Origin of the sequence: Dyella sp. ASV21, from assembly GCF_016428975.1 — a bacterium.
Classification (GTDB): Bacteria; Pseudomonadota; Gammaproteobacteria; order Xanthomonadales; family Rhodanobacteraceae; genus Dyella.
Map to the genome: position 1 here is coordinate 1 of NZ_JAELTT010000005.1, position 16,913 is coordinate 16,913.

The window sequence follows — 16,913 nt, forward strand, 5'->3', positions numbered from 1 at the left end:
CGGCAGGCCGCTCACCATGATTGGCGAGCAGTTGAATCTTAGCCCCAAGACTGTGTCGACCTACAAGCAGCGCCTGATGGAGAAGTTGCAGGTGGATCACGTGATCAGCCTGGCGCATCTCATGACCATCCACGGCCTGCTGGATACCCATAATAATCAGGTAGGTAACTGATTAGGTCGCCCAGGCGACAGGCACAAAAAAGCCGGACCATGGTCCGGCTTTTTTGTGTCCGAAAGATCGCGCGGTGATTAGCCGTGCGATGCATCCTTCTTGGACTGTTCGGCATCGGCCTCGTCGGTGCCTTCGGCATTAGCCGGTGCATGCGCCGGTTGCACGGCAGAGACATCCGAGTGCGCGAGGAGATCGCCCTGGCGCGGAATCACCGGCGTAGCAGTCGGCTCCGGTACCGCTACCTGCTCGGCCTCGACCTTTATGTTCTCTGGCCTGGGCTGTGCCGCCACGGTCGGTTCGACGTGCGAAGTGATCTCCGTGTGGTGGAGAACGTCGAGCGTAGCGGTGCTGAGCGTTTCGGCGTGCACGGGCTCCGGCGCGGCAGCATGGGTCTGAGGCGCATGAGTGACCGAAGCCTCCACGTTAGTGGTGAGCGTGTGGTCGGCGCGCTCTGTTTTTTCCGCCTTGATGGGCTCGGGCTTGGCGGCCGGTTCGGCTGCTTCGACCATTACCGCAATTGTGGCGGGCGCGGGAGCTGGCTGGGCGGCTTCCGCGGGCGGCGTGACGGATTCCACTGAGGCTGCCTCCACGGACGCCGCCTCGATCTTCACGGTTTCGACGTGAATCTCCTCGGCCTGCTTCTCGGGGATGGGCGGCAAGCTGGGGAGGTTGAACGATGCGGGCGAAACCGCGCTCATCACATCCTCGGCCGCAGCGTGAGCCAGCCTGGTGGTTGGCGCAGCGCTTTCGCTGATCGTCGCGGCTGCCATCGAGGCTGCCGCGACGGTGGCGGCGCCCGATGCCGGTGCGGTATAGGCGGCCCGCTCGGTGCTGGTGCCTTCCTCGTCCCGATCCTCATCATCCAGATCGAATTCGTCGCCTGCACCCTCGGTCGACTGACCGTTGGCCTGCTGTGCGGCGTCCTCGTGACGACGGCGGCGGCGGCCGCCGCGACGGCCGCGGCGACGGCGCGTCTGGCCGGCTTCGCCTTCGGCGGGCGCGTCAGTGGGCGTATCGTTGCTGGCTATCGCGTCGATGACGGGCAGGGCGGTGACGGCCTCTTTGGCGGCCTCGTTCAGCGGGGCGGTCTGCGGACGCTCAGCGGCGACAATGGCTTGCTGCTGGGGCTGCGTCGGCGCGGCGGCGTTCTGCTGGGCCTGCGGCTGGGCGGCGCGCGGCTGGCGCGGCGTCTGCTCCTGTCGGGGCTGCTTGCGCTCGGCCTGGGCCGTCTGGTTGGCATCCGCCTTGGCTTGCTGCTGACGCGGCTCCTGCGGCTTGCCGCCCTGGGCTTGCTGCTGGCGCTGCTGTTTGTTGCCCTGCTCGGCGTTGCGCTGATCCTGGCGGCCGCCCTTGCCCTGGGCTTGCTGCTGCTGACCCTTCTGGCCTTGCGGCTGCTCGCGGCGCTGCTGCTGTTGCTGCTGGGAGCGGTTGCCCTGCGTATTGCCCTGGTTCTGACGGCCACGTTCGTCGCGGCGATTCCCGCGTCCCTGGGGCTGCGTGGTCGCTTCGGCCGGGGTGGCGGCCGGTGCGGGCGTAGCCGGGGCACCTGTGCCGCGGAACCAGCCGAACAGGCGGGAGATCACGCCGCCGGCGGGCGCCGGGGCTGCGGCTGGCTGGCGGGCCGGCTGGCGGGCCGGCTGCGGGGCGGTCGGTGCCGGGGCGCTGCTGGCGGATTCTTCGCGGACCGGCGCCGGCGTGGCGGGAACGATGCCGCTCACGGCGGGCTGTTCGCTGCTACCCAGGGCTTGGCCCATCTTCGGCAGGGGCGAGGCTTCCACTGCGGTGAGGCGTTCGTAGCTGGGCTTGCTGTGCTCGCCCATATCCGCTTCGCGGATACGCTGGATTTCGATATGCGGGGTTTCGAGCTTGTCATCGGCCACGATCACTACGTGAACCTTATTGCGCAGCTCGATTTCAACCACGCTGGCGCGCTTTTCATTGAGCATGAAGTTGGCCACGCTCGGCGGGACCTGCACCAGCACCTGGCCGGTGTTGTCCTTCATGGCGTGCTCTTCGATCAGTCGCAGCGTCGACAGCGCCAGCGATTCCACGCCGCGAATGTGGCCGTGGCCTTCGCAGCGGGGGCAAACGATCTGAGTGGCTTCGCCCAGGCTGGGGCGCAGGCGCTGGCGCGACATCTCCAGCAGGCCGAAGCGGCTGATGCGGCCGATTTGCACGCGGGCGCGGTCCAGCTTCAATGCGTCCTTCAGGCGCTCTTCCACCTCGCGCTGGTGCTTGGGGCTGTCCATGTCGATAAAGTCGATCACGATCAGGCCGCCGGCATCGCGGATGCGCAGCTGGCGGGCGATTTCCACCGCCGCCTCGAGGTTGGTGTTGAACGCCGTTTCCTCGATGTCACTGCCCTTGGTGGCCTTCGACGAGTTGATGTCGATGGCGGTCAGTGCTTCGGTCTGGTCGATCACGATGGAGCCGCCGGAAGGCAGGCGCACCTGGCGATCGAAGGCGCTCTCGATCTGGGTTTCGATCTGGTAGCGCGAGAACAGCGGCGTGTCGTCGCGGTACAGCTTGAGCTTGCGCAGGGCGGTGGGCATCACCTGCTGCATGAACTCGCGCGCATCGTTGTAGAGCGATTCCTCGTCAATGAGGATTTCGCCGATGTCGTTGCGCAGATAGTCGCGCAGGGCGCGGATGAACAGCTTCGATTCCTGGTAGATCAGGAACGGTGCCTTCTGCGCCTGGGCGGCGTTGGAGATCGCCCGCCACAACTGCAGGAGGTAATCGAGGTCCCACTGCAGCTCTTCGGCGTCACGGCCGAGGCCGGCGGTACGCACGATCAGGCCGACGTCGTCGGGGACCGTGAGGTGCTCCAGTGCTTCCTTGAGCGCCTGCCGGTCTTCACCCTCGATGCGACGCGATACGCCGCCCGCCTTAGGGTTGTTCGGCATCAGCACCATGTAGCGGCCGGCGAGGCTGATAAAGGTGGTCAGCGCCGCACCCTTGTTGCCGCGTTCTTCTTTTTCGACCTGAACGACCAGTTCCTGGCCTTCCTTGAGCAGGTCGCGGATGTTGGACTTGTTGGGGTCCAGGCCGGGCGTGAAGTACTCGCGGCCGATTTCCTTCAGCGGAAGGAATCCGTGGCGTTCCGCGCCGTAGTCAACGAAGCAGGCTTCGAGCGATTGCTCCACGCGAGTGATGCGGCCCTTGTAAATATTGGCCTTTTTCTGTTCGCGGGAGGGAATTTCGATATCGAGATCGTAAAGGGTTTGGCCATCGACAATGGCCACGCGCAACTCTTCACGCTGAGTTGCGTTGATCAACATACGTTTCATTGTAATTTTTCCTCGGCTTGCCGCGCGTCGCGTGCCACGGTGGCGCCGTAACGTCGGCGGCCTGCCGGGGATCGCGCCGCTGCGGTTAAGCGGCAACATGTCGGCATCGTTTCCGGTGCCGGGATGATTCGTGGCAATGCGCTCGTCGCCCCGGAACCACATGGAACCGGACAAACGACAACCCGAACCGTTACGATGAAAGGGAGCAGCGACCGGCTGCCGGAGAAGGCGACCGGCGCTATCCTCGCCGACGTCACGAGCGGGCTTCCCGACACCAGCCGAACTTCGGTAGGGCGGGACGAAAGCGCCGGCCGAGTATCCTATTACGCCAGGTTTTTTTCAATGCAGACGGTAACTTCCCCAGACGCACCTCACGGTGTGCGTCAAGTCGAGATTGGCCCCGAGCGGGACGGTCAACGTATCGACAACGCGCTGATGACACTCCTTAAAGGGGTGCCTAAGAGCATGATCTATCGCATCCTGCGTACGGGGCAGGTGCGCGTCAACGGGAAGCGAGCCAAGCCCGATACGCGTCTCGCCGCCGGTGACATGCTGCGCATTCCGCCGGTGCGCACGGCTGAGAAGGCGCCCGATAAGGGGCCAGCCCCCGGTCTCGTCTCAAGCGTCACTGAGTCGATTATTTTCGAGGACAAGCACTTCCTGGTCATCGACAAGCCGGCGGGAATTGCCAGCCATGGTGGCAGCGGAGTCAGTCACGGTGCCATTGAGCTGCTGCGCGCCGCTCGTCCCAGCGAGCACTTGGAGCTGGTGCACCGCCTCGATCGGGATACCAGCGGCGTGCTGGTATTCGCCAAGACACGCGCCGGCCTGATTGGATTACAGGCCGCCATTCGCGAAGGTACGGTCACCAAGCAGTACCTGTGCCTGATGGTGGGTCACCCGCGCAAAGCCAAGTTCAGCGTGAATGCGCCACTGCAAAAGTCGGTATTGCAAGGGGGCGAACGGATGGTAAGAGTGTCCGATAACGGCAAGCCCTCGCTCACTTTTTTCCAGGAAATGGAGCAATACCCTAGCGCTCGTCTGATGCAGGCGACGCTGGGTACCGGGCGCACCCATCAGATTCGTGTGCACTCGGCGCACGCGGGCCACCCGCTGGCGGGCGATCCCAAGTACGGCGACAAGGAAATGAACAAGCGATTCAAGGATCTGGGCCTGAATCGCCTGTTCCTGCATGCCTCCCACCTGAGTTTTGAGTTGGATGGGCGTGCCTACAGCTTCTCCGCACCCATGCCAGATGACTTGAAGGAGTTTCTGGATGTGCTTGCTGTAAAAGGGAAAAAGATTCGCTACGTGCAGGAGCAACGCTTACTGGAAAAAGCGCGCACTGACCTCAAGTGAGCGCAGCCAGTGGCCGGTGAGTCCGCTTTCCACCAGGAGCGCGGACAAAGCGTGGGCTACGGCAATCGGCAGTAGTCGCGGTGCCCGCAGGAAGCACCAGGCCCACCACAGTTCGGCCATGAAGCAAAGCTGCATCAAGGCGCCATTGGGCGTGTGCAACAGGCCGAACACGGTCGCTGTGATGAGCACGATCACCGGGGCAGGTAGCTGCGTCTTCCGTAATCGCCCCATCACCACCGCCAACATGGCCCATTGCTGGAGTAGCGCCCAGGCGAAATAGGCCACGATGTGCAAGGTCGGCAACTTCGTCAGGCCGTGACCGTCGGCAGCGATAAGCGCGGCGGCAACTGGCAGCGGTACCAACGGCCACAACCAATCGGCCGTGCGATGGCCCAGCCAGGACCACGTCACCGGGCGCCGACGCCATTCGCCCTGGCCGCCGTAGATCAGTGCGGCGACAAAGGCGAGCGCGCCGGGAATGGAGGGCTCTACGCCCCAGCGCAACCCGGCGATGAGCCAGAGTGGGCCGAATGCTATGGCTGCCGTTTCCAGCCATGGGCGTTGAACCTCCGGAGTGTGGCGATAAGCGAGCCAGCACAAAAAGGTCAGGTAAGCGCTCAGGGTGGTCCAGTCCACCCACGGTGGCAGGTTTCCGCGACCCGGTGCGGCGACGGCGCGCCCGCTCGGCAGGATCAAGGCTCCGGGCCAGGTCTGCCGAGCGCTGTCGCGCAGAATGAGCAGGGATTCGGCAGATGCGTCGGCCGGCAGTCGCACCAGGGGCGTGTTTCGGCGGACGTCGGCCGTCAGGGGATCGATGGGAAGTCGAATATCCGCTGCTTGGGCGTCGATCGGCCGAAGTGGCGCCATCGGTTGGGCTGTCAGCAGGGTCACCTGGCGAATGCGCAAAGTAGCCTGGGCTGGTAGCTGCACACGTAGCCGCAACATGTAAGTGACGACATCGGGTGGCGCGCAGGCCGCTCCGCTGACTGCGCGCCACGCCATGGAGCGCAGGTCCTGTACCCACTCGTTCGCGCCGGTATCCCATGGGGTGGCGTCGGTCTGGCACGGGGCGGCGGTTTCCGTCGCCTGATAACTCAGGCTGAGTCGGCCGCTTGCCGAGCTTTGTGCATCGAGCTTGAGGAGCGGCCAATGACGCAGATCCACTGGACCGTTCAGTGGCAGGCCGAGTTCGAAGGGCGTGCCGTCCCGGCTGGTGATGCGAAGCCCCGTGTCGCTTGTGACCAGCTCCGTTGAGCCGAAGACCCGGCGCGCCACCAGATCATCCGGGCGTTGCAGTGGCCATTGCCAGAGCGGCTTCCCTTCACGGAGTGCCGTCCACATGGCTTCGGCGCGCATCGACAGATGCTCGCGGGTGAGCCATGCCGAAAGCGCGGCCATGCCCCACAGGAGGATGCCCGCGGCCAGCAAGAAGCCGGCTCCGGTGATGAGGCGGCCAGGGCGGGGCATGGTGCTCAACGGTCGAGCAAAGCCTCGACGCGTGCGGCGCAAATGAAGTCGTTCATCGACAGGCCGCCCACGTCGTGCGTCGACCACAACACCTGGCAATGGCCGTAGCCCGCCTCAAGGTCGGGGTGATGGTCTTCCTGGTTGGCCATGAAGCCCACCGCATTGATAAAGCCCAGCGTGCGGTGGAAGTCGGGGAATTTGAAGTCCTTGATGATGGCCTTGCCGTCGTTGGCGGTGTGCCAGCCGGGCAGGGTCGCCAGCAGCTCGGCGATGCGAGGGGCGCTCAGCTCGTTCTCCTTGCCCTTGAGCGGGGTGCAATGCTGGGTGGCGAGCGGGCTGAGACTCATGGCGATCGTTCCATTGCGAGATGAAGGCTGCGAAGGGTCCGAGCTTGGCACGCAAAAGTCAAAAATGGGCAGTCGGATCAAAACAGGACTAAAATGGTGCTGTTTCGCCCGGCGTGGTCCGGGTTTGCGTCGGAGTAGACATGATCGACATTTCAGAACGCGCGCAGCAGCACTTCCTGCGGCTGCTTTCCCAGCAGGGTATCGATGGACTCGGTATCCGCCTGCGTGTGACATCGCCTGGTACGGCGGCGGCCAATTGTGAGTTGGAGTTCGTCGAGCCGACCGAGCTCGCCGGCCAGGAATGGACCATCGTCTGTGATGGTTTCGAGTTTCATGTGGATGGCGACAGTGCCGCGTGGCTGGAAGGTGCGTCAATCGATTTCGAGCCGAACGCCACCGGTGGTCAGCTCAATATCCGGGCGCCCCGTATCAAGGGCGAGATCCCAGGTGAGGCGGCGGGAGTGATCGAGCGCGTACGCTACGTGCTGGAGGCGGAAATCAATCCGAAAGTCGCCTCGCATGGCGGTCGCGTGACGCTGCTGGAGGTGGATGCCAACGGCGTGGTGCTGTTGCAGTTCGGTGGTGGCTGCCACGGTTGCGGCATGGTGGACGTCACCCTCAAGCATGGCGTGGAAAAGACCCTGCGCGAGCGCGTGCCGGAAATTACCGAGGTCCGCGATGCCACCGATCACACCAGTGGCAGCGATCCCTACTACAAGCGACAGGAAGGCCAGTCGGCAATCGGCTGAGCCCGCCATGGGTGGTCGATGGTGCATGGCTAATGCATCTCAAGGAAAAGGCCCGCTTGTGCGGGCCTTTTCGTATCGCCAGGGCAGGGAGGCTTACTGTTTGCTGTCGCCCTGGATGTGCCCCTGCAAGGTATCCAGCTTGGTCGGCAAGCTGGAGAAGTAGGCGGCGACATCTTCAATGTCCTGATCGGACAGCGTGGCGACAAAGCCCTTCATGATGGCGTTGTCGCGCTTGCCGACTTTGTACTCATGCAGTGCTTGTTGAATATACATATTGTACTGGCCCGCCAGTCGCGGGTACTGCGGGTCGATCGCGTTGCCATCGGTGCCGTGGCAGGCGAAGCAGGTGGCGGCTTTTTGCTTGCCGTTTTCGATGTTGCCGTTGGCCAGTAGCGGGGTGCAGGCGCACGCCAGCGCGGCGCCAAGCGAAAGCAGGGTGAGCGCACGATTCATGCGGTGAGAGTCCTTGGCTTACTTGGCGAGGCTGGAGAGGTAGGCGGCGATGTCGGCAATGTCCTTGTCGGACAAGCTTTGTGCCTGGGCCATCATGGTTGGATGGGTGCGCTCGCCACTCTTGTACTCGTGCAGGGCATTGACGATGTACTGCTCGTTCTGCCCCGCGATGCGCGGCACCGGATAATTCGGATAGGCATTGGCATAGCCCGGAACGCCGTGGCAGCCGTTGCAGGTATAGATCAACTTTCGTCCGGCAGCTTTGTCACCCTCGGCATGCACGCTGGCAGTGGCGAGAAGAGCGGCGGCCACGGTCAGGCCAAGCAGTTGCAGTCGAGTCATCAAGATCGTCCCCACGATTCTGTGCTGGTACTCGGTGAAAGTTCTGGAAGTATAGTCGTTGCTTTCACAAACGGACAACATGCCGCAAGCCGCTGATTTATATCGGGGCGTGCGGCCTGCGCGGTCGTTCGGTACCGAGGTGCGACGGGTTCGCGCCATCCGAGTAAAGCCAATGGGAGGGGATATGCCGCAGGTGGGAAGGGCGTCGGTGCGATGGGTGGGTAAGGGGCGGGCGATGGCGATGTGTGCGCTGATGATCGGCGCGATGGGAGCGTGGGCGGGTGATGCGCCTACACATCCGCGCATCATTGGCTATGTGGGCGATAGCGCCACGTTGCCGCATGTAAGTGCGCGCAAGCTCGATGTGATCAATTACGCCTTTGGGCGGCTGGAGCCCACGGGTGACGTCAGCTTTCCAAGCCCGGTAGCCGATCGCACGCTGGCGACCTTCGTTGCGTTGCGCAAGGAAAACCCCGCGCTCAAGGTCATCGTCTCCATCGGTGGCTGGGGTGCCGATTACTTCTCCGACGTGGCCGCCACGGAGGCGGGTCGTGAGCGCATGGCCGACAGCGTGGCGGCACTGATCGAGAAACACGATGTGGATGGCGTCGACCTGGATTGGGAGTACCCCACGTTGCCAGGCCCGGGCATCTCGCATCGCCCGGAGGACAAACGCAATTTCAGTCTATTGCTGGAAGCCTTGCGCGCACGCCTGGATACGCTGGGCAAGGCGCATGGCGGTCGCCATTACCTGTTGACCATCGCCGCAGCGGACAGCGAGTTCGTGTCGGGCATCGAGCTGGAGCGTGCAGCGCGTTCGCTCGATTGGATCAACCTGATGACGTATGACTTCCACAACAGCCTCACGCCCACCACGGGGCATCATGCGGGCTTGCATCTGTCCGCGCTGGCACCCGCGGATGATCGTGCCGGCGACAAGGCCGTCGCGCAGTTCCTCGCGGCAGGTGTGCCGGCGAGCAAGCTTAATCTGGGCGTGGCGTTCTATGGTCGCGCGTTCAGCGGCGTGGAGCCCGCGCACGATGGCGTGCAACAGCGTTACGCCAAGTACGCCGGCAGCCCCTCATGGAGCGAGTTGCTCGCTGACTACATCGACAAGAACGGCTATCAGCGTCACTGGGATGCGCAGGCGCAGGCGCCCTATCTGTGGAATCCGGCCACGCGCACGTTCGTTACGTACGAAGATCCCGAGTCGCTGCGCGCCAAGGCGGCCTTCGTCGAAGCCAAAGGGCTGGGCGGTGTGATGTATTGGGAGCACAGTCTCGATCGCAACGAAGCGCTGCTGGATGTGCTGGACCAGGCGCTGGGGCACTGACGTCGGCGTCGTGTCGACGCCATCAATAGCGCGCTCCATTGGCCATCCCCGTCAAGGCGGGGATGGCGTTGGCCGGGTTCCGTGACACGGTGCAGGTTCGCGCCGTCGATGGGCGCGCGGCTATCCAAGCAGGCTTTTGAAGATGTGGATGCCAGCGGTGTACTCGCCGATGATGGTGCCCATGCACACCAGGAAGAAGTTGAGCAGCGTGCGCGCCACGCGATTCTTCCACCAGCCGCTCCAGTGACCAATGTCATCGCGCAGGGATTCGAAATCCGCCACGCGCGGACGGCGCACCCAGGCTTCCACCATGGCACTGATGCCACCGGAGGGGATGCCGGGACGGAACGGCTTGATGGGGCCGGCGACAAAGGCGGCAAGGATGCTGAGCGGATGCCCGCCTGCGATCAATGCACCCAGCGCCGAGAAGCCGCCGGTGAATAGTACCCAGTCGCGCAGCGCCGCCGTGCCTAGCGAAGTGTTGCGATGGAAGGCAAAGGCGATCGCCGCGAACACCGCAATGACCAGGCCGAGCGCGATCCATTTCGGCCAGCGCGCCTTGGGCGGAGCGGCGGCAAGCGTGGTGGCTTCCGCGCCCGGATCGCCCTGCTGCGACCGCAATTGCTCGCACAAGCCCTTCAGGTGGCCTGCGCCGATTACCACCAGCACGCGGCGACCTTCGCCGTAGCTGGACTGTGTCGCCTGCTCGCGCAGGCGAGCCGCCATATACGCATCGCGCTCGGCGATCAGGCTGCGGTAGAGCGGTGCGGACGTGGTGGCGAACTCACTGAAGGCGCTTTCCAGCATGTCGCCTTGCTTGAGTTTCTCGATCTCGGTTTCTTCAATGTCTTGCCGTTCGAACACGCTGGCGATCAATCCGCCGAGCAGGCCAAAACGCTGCCAGAACCCCACGCTGTGCCAGGCGCGGCGCAGGGTGGTGCCTACCTCGCGGTCGACCAGCCACACCGGCAGGCCGCGCTGCTCGGCGCCATCCATGCCGGCCTTCATCTCCGCGCCAGGCTGGATGCCGTACTGCTCGGCCAGGCGCTTCTGGAACGACGACAGCACAAGGCTCGCGGCGACCATGCCGGCCTTGCCCTGGCGGATCACCTGGAACAGATCCATCTGTTTGAACGCTTCCGGATCGCGCATGCCCTGGGCGCGGCTGTCGCATAGCTCCACGGCGACGGCGTCAAAGGTTTCATGCGCCAGCAGTGCTTCCACCGCCTCCACGCTGGTGCGCGATACGTGGGCGGTGCCTAGCACCACGTATTCCACGCCATCGCGGGTCACGCGCTCGATGGGCTGGTCGCGCAGGACGGCGGGCAGGGTGGCGTCGATATCGGTCTGGCTCATGCAGGCTCTGGGCGTGGCGGATGCATCATGGCATGGGGATGCTGGCGGTCGGGCACAAGCCATGACCGCCAGCGCGCGGGCCGCTGTTCAGTCGCGGAAGCGCTTGAGCAGGTCGCTGTAAGCGTCGATGCGGCGGTCGCGCAGGAACGGCCAGATGCGGCGCACATGCTCGCTGCGCGCCATGTCCACATCGACGATCAGCAGTTCGCGCTGATCGGTGCCGGCCTGGGCCAGGAACTCGCCCTGGGGCCCCGCCACAAAGCTGGTGCCCCAGAACTGGATGCCGTTGCCCACGCCGGCCTTGTCGGCCTCGTAGCCGGTGCGATTGCAGGAAAGCAACGGCAGGCCGTTGGCGACGGCATGGCCGCGCTGCACGGTGACCCAGGCTTCGCGCTGCCGATCCTTCTCGGCCTGGTCGTCCTGCGGGTCCCAGCCGATGGCGGTGGGGTATAGCAACAGGTCGGCGCCGGCCAGCGCCATCAGGCGAGCCGCTTCCGGATACCACTGATCCCAGCACACCAGGACGCCCAGGCGCCCCACCGAGGTTTCGATGGGGTCGAAGCCCAGGTCGCCCGGCGTGAAGTAGAACTTCTCGTAGAACGCCGGATCGTCGGGGATGTGCATCTTGCGGTACTTGCCCGCGATGGCCGCCGAGCGATCGAATACCACGGCAGTGTTGTGATAAAGGCCGGTGGCCCGCTTCTCGAACAGCGATGCGACGACGACGAGCTTCAGTTCCTCGGCCAGTTTGCCGATGCGCGCCGTGCTGTGGCCCGGGATGGGCTCGGCCAGGTCGAACTCATCCACCGACTCGCGCTGGCAGAAATACGGGCCGTTGTGCAGTTCCTGCAGCAACACCAGCTCGGCGCCCTTGGCGGCCGCTTCGCGCAGGCCGGCTTCGATAGCGTCGAGATTGGCGTCGCGGCTGCCGCGGTCGGTTTCCTGCAGCAGCGCGACTTTGAGGGTTTTGCGGGTCATGAATGCGGCCTCGCAGGCGTGGCGAAAACGCATAGTGTAGCGAACCCTGTGGTCAGGCTCGTGTTGGGCGTTCAGCGGCCGTAGGTAAGCGTGACCTGGGCCTTGCCTAGCGTATGACTATGAATCATGAAGCCTGCCAGCGCCGGCGATGCGTCATCGGGAAGCTCCAGCGCCGCTACGTCGAGGGCGTAGACCGTGAAGATGTAGTGGTGCGGCGCATCGCCCTTGGGCGGGCACGGGCCGCCCCAGGTGCCCTGGCCATAGTCGTTGCGCACGGCGAGTGCCCCTGCGGGGAGTGCGCCGCCGGTCGGCAGTGCGCTGGTGGTGGCAGGCACGTTGACCACTACCCAATGCCACCAGCCGCTACCGGTGGGCGCGTCGGGGTCGTAGACGGTAAGCGCATAGCTGCGCGTGCCGGCTGGCGCGCCTTGCCAGCGCACCGCGGGTGCGCGGTTGTCACCGGTGCAGCCGAAGCCCTGAAAGCTACTGCTCTGTGGAAGGTGGCCGTGCTCGCCCTCTACCTGTAGTTGGAAGTCCGCGGCGTACGCACTCAGGGCGACGACGGATGTGAGCAGGGTGGCGATCAGGCGGCGCATGGAGAACCTCGTGGGTTGTGAAGTGCAGCCATGATGGGACGCGTCGTTACGACGCAGTGGCCTCAAGCGCGCAACGACTCGCCTGAATCGCTCAATCGCGCAAGTCGGAAGGCAGTGTGCCGAAGCGCTCGCGAAAGCGCGCCGTGAAGCGTGATGGCGAGGCATAGCCGCACTCCACGGCGACCTGTTTGAGTGGCTTGTCCGTACCCTGCACCAGGGCCAGGCCGTGCACGAGGCGCACTTCTTCGAGGATGTCGCGAAAGCCCGTGGTCTCTTCCGCGAGGCGGCGGCGCAGAGTGGCTTCGCTCAGTGCGAGCCGGCTGGCCACGTCTTCGGCGCGCCATTCGTGCGCGGGTTGTGCGCTCAGCAGCAGGCGAATGCGCTCACCAAGGCGGCGTGGGCGTTCCAGCGGCGGCTGGAAACCGGCCATGGCCACCGCAGCCACCAGCTCGGCCACGCGGTGACGCAGCAGATTGTCGGGAAGTTGTTCGGTGACGCCTTGCTCGGCGTGGGCAAAGGCTTGTTCCAGCGCCCGGGTAGCGGGCAGGGGCGCCCAGGGTGGCGTTGCCGCGTCGCCGGGCACCGGCGATGCGTGTTCCAGCATGGCTTGAGGCAGGCACAGGCACACGGCGCGATACGTGCCACCGTCCGGTGGCAGGTTTTCCACGTGCAACAATTGCCCGGGCGCGACAGCGGCGAAGCCACCAGCGATGATCTCGTCCTGTCGCTGGCCATCGCCCAGGCGCTTGCTGCCGGCACGCACCTGAAAAATGGAAAACTCCGCGAAGGGGGCGGCTGCGATGCGCTGCCGACGCCTTGCGAAAATCTCCAGGCGGGCGAGGGTCACGCGTCGACTCAGTCGATCAGGCCCGCCGGAAGCTGCATGGTGATGCAATGCAGGCTGCCGTTCTGCCAGATCAGGGGGCGGCAAGGCACTTGCACCACCTCGCGGCCGGGATGAGCCTCGCGGATGATGCGCGCCGCTTCATCGTCGGCCACGTCGCCATAGGCGGGCACCAGCACGGCGCCGTTGACGATCAGGTAGTTGGCGTAGGAAGCCGCCAGGCGGCGACCTTCGTCGAGAATCGGGCGCGCCCAGGGCAACGGGTAGAGCTGGTACGGACGGCCATCCGGCGTGCGCAGCGCGGCGAGTTCCTCGCCCATGCGCTTGAGCTCGTCGTAGTGCGGATCGGTGTGGTCATCGCAGGCCTGGTAGACGATGCGATCGCCCGGAGCGAAGCGCGCCAACGTGTCGATATGGGCGTCGGTATCGTCGCCTTCCAGGTAGCCATAATCCAGCCACAGCACGCGCTTGGCATGCAGGCTGTCGCTCAGGATGGCGGTCATTTCCTCGCGCGACTGTTCCGGATGGCGCTGGGTAAGGCAGCGCCAGGTGGTGAGCACGGTGCCCACGCCGTCGCTTTCGATGCCGCCACCTTCCAATGCCCAGTCCACGCGCTTGTGTGCGGCTTGGCCGAACACGCCTTCGTTGACCAGTCCGGCAATCAGGGCGTCATCCTGCTCGGCGCCGAACTTGCCGCCCCAGCCGGTGAAGCGGAAATCGGTGAGCTGGAACTGGCCTTCGCCTGCCTTCAGGGTGATCGGGCCGGAGTCGCGCAGCCAGGTATCGTCATAGGGCAGCTCGACGAAACGCACCTGCGACAAATCGACGCCTTCACCGGTCAACAAGGCCTGCGCGCGCAAGCGCAGCGCGTTGCTGGCCACCACGATGATCAGCGGCTGGAAACGGGTGGCGGCAGCGGCGAGGGCGACATAGGTGGTTTCCACCTCGGCGAGGCGGTCGGCCCAATCGGTATCGGCATGGGGCCAGGCGATCAGGACGGCCGATTGCGGCTCCCATTCGGCCGGCAGGCGCAGGTTGGCGTCAGTCATGGCGGGTATTTCTCTGGCAAACGGGAACAGCGGCCGCTTGCCGAAGGCAAGGCCGCGAGGGGGCGAAGTGTAGTCGAAGTGACGTCAGGTCGCCCAAAACACAAGCGCGGCCCGCGTTGCCACGGGCCGCGCCGGCGATGGTCTCAGCGGCTCAGTTGACCGCGGCCGGATTGGTGTTGTTGCCTGCCGGTGTATTGAGCACCGCGTGAATCACGTGGCTGTTTTCGAAATACACGATGAAATTGGCGTAGTCCCAGCGATTGATCACCGGATGCTTGGCGCTATCGCCGCCGCGCGGGGTGAGCTTGCGCTGCGGTGCGCCGTATCTCTTCTCCACCTGATCCATGCTCATGCCGCGAGCGGGCAGGTCCATGCCCTTTTCCTGCTGTACGCGATTGACGAGCAGACTGTCTGCCCGGGCGGCCACGGGCGCGCCAATGGCGGCCAGCGCCACGATCATGGCCAGGCCGATGCCGAACTTGCTGATGCCGTAGGTGTTCACGGGTCCCCTCTCCGCGCAAGGCGTTGCCGCGCCGTTGTAGCAGAACTAAAGGGGCTAATCCACGCGAATTTGCGGCGAATGCGATGGGGTGGGCATTCAAGCCCGGTATGATGGGCGGCTGCGGGCGGCAGGACGCCCGGTACGGATAAGCTCTCCCTATGATTTCCTTTCGTCATTTCGCCTTGCGCCGTGGTAGCCGGCTGCTGCTCTCCGATGTGGATCTGGTGATCCAGAGTGGGTGGCGGCTGGGTGTGATTGGCCGCAACGGTTGCGGCAAATCCAGCCTGTTCGCCGCGCTGCAGGGCCATGTCGAAGCCGATGCCGGCGATCTGGAGTTGCCCAGCAAACTGCGCATGGCCTCGGTAGCGCAGGAAACGCCGTCGCTACCCGATCCGGCCATCGAATACGTGATGGGTGGCGACCAGGAGTTGTCGCTGGCCTTGCGCGATGAGCTGGACGCGCAGGCGCGTGGCGATACCGAGGCCATGGCGATGGCTCATCACCGCATCGAGGAGTTGAACGGCTACGACGCGCGAGCTCGTGCCGGTCGCCTGTTGCATGGACTGGGTTTTGCGCCCGAAACGCATGAAACGCCGGTCAAGGAGTTCTCTGGCGGTTGGCGCGTGCGCCTGAATCTCGCGCGCGCACTGATGGCGCCCTCGGAACTGCTGCTGCTCGACGAGCCCACCAACCACTTGGATCTCGATGCCGTGCTGTGGCTGGAAGAGTGGCTGCGGCGCTATCAGGGCACGTTGCTGGTGATTTCGCACGATCGCGAATTCCTCGATGGTGTGATTACGCACACGCTGCATCTCAATGACGGCGGCGCCAAGCTCTATACCGGCAACTACAGTGCGTTTGAACGCTTGCGCGCCGAGCAGCTGCGCCAGCAGCAGATCGCGCATGAACGCGAGCAGGCTGAGCGCGCGCACCTGCAATCCTTCGTCGACCGCTTCAAGGCCAAGGCGAGCAAGGCGAAACAGGCGCAATCGCGCGTCAAACGCCTGGAAAAGCTGGCTGGCACCGAGGCCGTGCGTCTGGAGCGTCCCTTCCGCTTCACCTTTGCCGTGCCCGATCGACTGCCCGATTCCATGTTGCAGTTGGAAGAGTTGGCCGCCGGTTATCCGGGTGAGCACGGCGGTGCCGCCGCAACCATCCTGCACGATGTGCGGTTTCGCCTGGAGGCTGGCGAGCGCATTGGCCTGCTGGGTCCCAATGGCGCGGGTAAGTCCACCCTGGTCAAAACCCTGGTGGGCGAGCTGGCGCCGTTGTCGGGCGAGCGCAAGGCGCACAAGGACCTCAAGATCGGCTACTTCGCCCAGCACACCGTGGAGAGCCTGCGCGAGGGCGCGTCGCCCTTCGATCATCTGCAAGACAAGGCGCCGGGTGTGGGTGCCCAGGCCTTGCGCGATTTTCTCGGTAACTGGAATTTTGCGGGCGATCGCGCGTTCGAGTCGGTCGACGGTTTCTCCGGTGGCGAGCGCGCCCGCCTGGCCTTGGCGCTGATCGCCTGGGACAAGCCGAACTTGCTGTTGCTCGATGAGCCCACGAACCATCTTGATCTGGATATGCGCGAAGCGCTGGCCGATGCGCTGGCCGAGTTCGATGGCGCACTGGTGCTGGTCTCGCACGATCGCCACTTGCTTGGCTTGGTCTGCGATAGTTTCTGGCGCGTGGCTGATGGCGTGGCCGAAGGGTTCGATGGTGACCTTGACGACTATGCGCGTTGGTTGCGCAGTCGTGGCGCCACCAACAAAAAAGCCAACAAAGAAGTCGCCGAAGCCAAACCGGAGCAAAGCAACGAGTCGGCACAGGATCGCCGTCGCCGTGCGGCTGCTCAGCGTGAGGAAGGCAAGGCGGCACGCCAGCGCGTCAAGAAGATCGAGACGCGCGTGGCGACCATCGAGGGGGAGTTGGGCCAGCTTGAGACCAAGCTGGCCGACCCGGCCACCTATAACGGATCCACCGCGGAGATGATGCGCCTCGGGCAGCGGCAGACCGAGCTGCGCAAGGAAAAGGAAACGCTGGAAGCGGAGTGGCTGGAACTCTACGAACAACTTGAGGCATGAGGCAGAC

The 16,913-nt window shown here is 64.6% G+C and carries 16 protein-coding genes; 5 read left to right on the plus strand and 11 right to left on the minus strand.

Going from position 1 to position 16,913, the window contains the following annotated elements:
- On the plus strand, positions 1–172 hold a 172-nt coding region (locus tag JHD67_RS02755), incomplete at its 5' end, for a LuxR C-terminal-related transcriptional regulator (RefSeq protein ID WP_343214293.1).
- A 77-nt stretch (positions 173–249) separates the two neighbouring features.
- Here JHD67_RS02755 and JHD67_RS02760 read toward each other — a convergent pair.
- Complete coding sequence (locus JHD67_RS02760) at positions 250–3,462, minus strand: Rne/Rng family ribonuclease (RefSeq protein WP_199097057.1); 3,213 nt, start codon at positions 3,460–3,462, stop codon at positions 250–252.
- A 342-nt stretch (positions 3,463–3,804) separates the two neighbouring features.
- On the opposite strand from JHD67_RS02760, the gene JHD67_RS02765 reads away from it, so the two are divergent.
- A complete protein-coding gene (locus JHD67_RS02765) occupies positions 3,805–4,821 on the plus strand; it encodes an RluA family pseudouridine synthase (protein ID WP_199097302.1) in 1,017 nt (338 codons plus the stop codon).
- Here JHD67_RS02765 and JHD67_RS02770 read toward each other — a convergent pair.
- Both JHD67_RS02770 and JHD67_RS02775 read right to left on the minus strand, forming a co-directional pair.
- Positions 4,789–6,288, minus strand: a complete 1,500-nt coding sequence (locus JHD67_RS02770) for a CPBP family intramembrane glutamic endopeptidase (RefSeq protein WP_199097059.1) — start codon at positions 6,286–6,288, stop codon at positions 4,789–4,791. The genes JHD67_RS02765 and JHD67_RS02770 overlap by 33 nt on opposite strands.
- Before the next feature lie 5 nt (positions 6,289–6,293).
- Entirely contained in the window at positions 6,294–6,635 is a 342-nt protein-coding gene (locus tag JHD67_RS02775) for a 4a-hydroxytetrahydrobiopterin dehydratase (RefSeq protein WP_199097061.1), read from the minus strand.
- Between the two features lie 140 nt (positions 6,636–6,775).
- On the opposite strand from JHD67_RS02775, the gene JHD67_RS02780 reads away from it, so the two are divergent.
- The gene (locus JHD67_RS02780; RefSeq protein WP_199097063.1) at positions 6,776–7,384 is read left to right on the plus strand and encodes an NfuA family Fe-S biogenesis protein; all 609 of its coding nucleotides are present in this window, start codon (positions 6,776–6,778) and stop codon (positions 7,382–7,384) included.
- A 93-nt stretch (positions 7,385–7,477) separates the two neighbouring features.
- On the opposite strand, the gene JHD67_RS02785 is transcribed toward JHD67_RS02780, so the two are convergent.
- Both JHD67_RS02785 and JHD67_RS02790 read right to left on the minus strand, forming a co-directional pair.
- The gene (locus JHD67_RS02785; protein ID WP_199097065.1) at positions 7,478–7,837 is read right to left on the minus strand and encodes a cytochrome c; all 360 of its coding nucleotides are present in this window, start codon (positions 7,835–7,837) and stop codon (positions 7,478–7,480) included.
- A gap of 18 nt (positions 7,838–7,855) precedes the next feature.
- Complete coding sequence (locus JHD67_RS02790; protein ID WP_199097067.1) at positions 7,856–8,179, minus strand: cytochrome c; 324 nt, start codon at positions 8,177–8,179, stop codon at positions 7,856–7,858.
- A 235-nt stretch (positions 8,180–8,414) separates the two neighbouring features.
- Between JHD67_RS02790 and JHD67_RS02795 the strand changes: the two genes are divergently transcribed.
- Positions 8,415–9,512 carry a glycoside hydrolase family 18 protein gene (locus JHD67_RS02795; RefSeq protein WP_199097069.1) on the plus strand — a complete coding sequence of 366 codons (1,098 nt, stop codon included), beginning with the start codon at positions 8,415–8,417 and terminating at the stop codon, positions 9,510–9,512.
- A gap of 120 nt (positions 9,513–9,632) precedes the next feature.
- On the opposite strand, the gene JHD67_RS02800 is transcribed toward JHD67_RS02795, so the two are convergent.
- From JHD67_RS02800 to JHD67_RS02825, 6 genes are all read right to left on the minus strand, one after another.
- The gene (locus JHD67_RS02800) at positions 9,633–10,868 is read right to left on the minus strand and encodes a TraB/GumN family protein (RefSeq protein WP_199097071.1); all 1,236 of its coding nucleotides are present in this window, start codon (positions 10,866–10,868) and stop codon (positions 9,633–9,635) included.
- Between the two features lie 87 nt (positions 10,869–10,955).
- Complete coding sequence (locus JHD67_RS02805) at positions 10,956–11,846, minus strand: carbon-nitrogen hydrolase (RefSeq protein WP_199097073.1); 891 nt, start codon at positions 11,844–11,846, stop codon at positions 10,956–10,958.
- Positions 11,847–11,917: 71 nt separating this feature from the next.
- A complete protein-coding gene (locus tag JHD67_RS02810) occupies positions 11,918–12,442 on the minus strand; it encodes a YbhB/YbcL family Raf kinase inhibitor-like protein (protein WP_199097075.1) in 525 nt (174 codons plus the stop codon).
- A 91-nt stretch (positions 12,443–12,533) separates the two neighbouring features.
- Positions 12,534–13,289: a helix-turn-helix transcriptional regulator gene (locus tag JHD67_RS22850; protein ID WP_199097076.1), complete on the minus strand. Its 756-nt coding sequence runs from the start codon at positions 13,287–13,289 to the stop codon at positions 12,534–12,536.
- Between the two features lie 8 nt (positions 13,290–13,297).
- On the minus strand, positions 13,298–14,335 hold the full coding sequence (locus tag JHD67_RS02820) for an agmatine deiminase family protein (RefSeq protein ID WP_199097078.1): 1,038 nt from the start codon (positions 14,333–14,335) through the stop codon (positions 13,298–13,300).
- A gap of 151 nt (positions 14,336–14,486) precedes the next feature.
- Complete coding sequence (locus tag JHD67_RS02825) at positions 14,487–14,795, minus strand: hypothetical protein (protein ID WP_199097304.1); 309 nt, start codon at positions 14,793–14,795, stop codon at positions 14,487–14,489.
- Between the two features lie 200 nt (positions 14,796–14,995).
- On the opposite strand from JHD67_RS02825, the gene JHD67_RS02830 reads away from it, so the two are divergent.
- The gene (locus tag JHD67_RS02830; RefSeq protein ID WP_199097080.1) at positions 14,996–16,906 is read left to right on the plus strand and encodes an ATP-binding cassette domain-containing protein; all 1,911 of its coding nucleotides are present in this window, start codon (positions 14,996–14,998) and stop codon (positions 16,904–16,906) included.
- Positions 16,907–16,913: the final 7 nt, after the last annotated feature.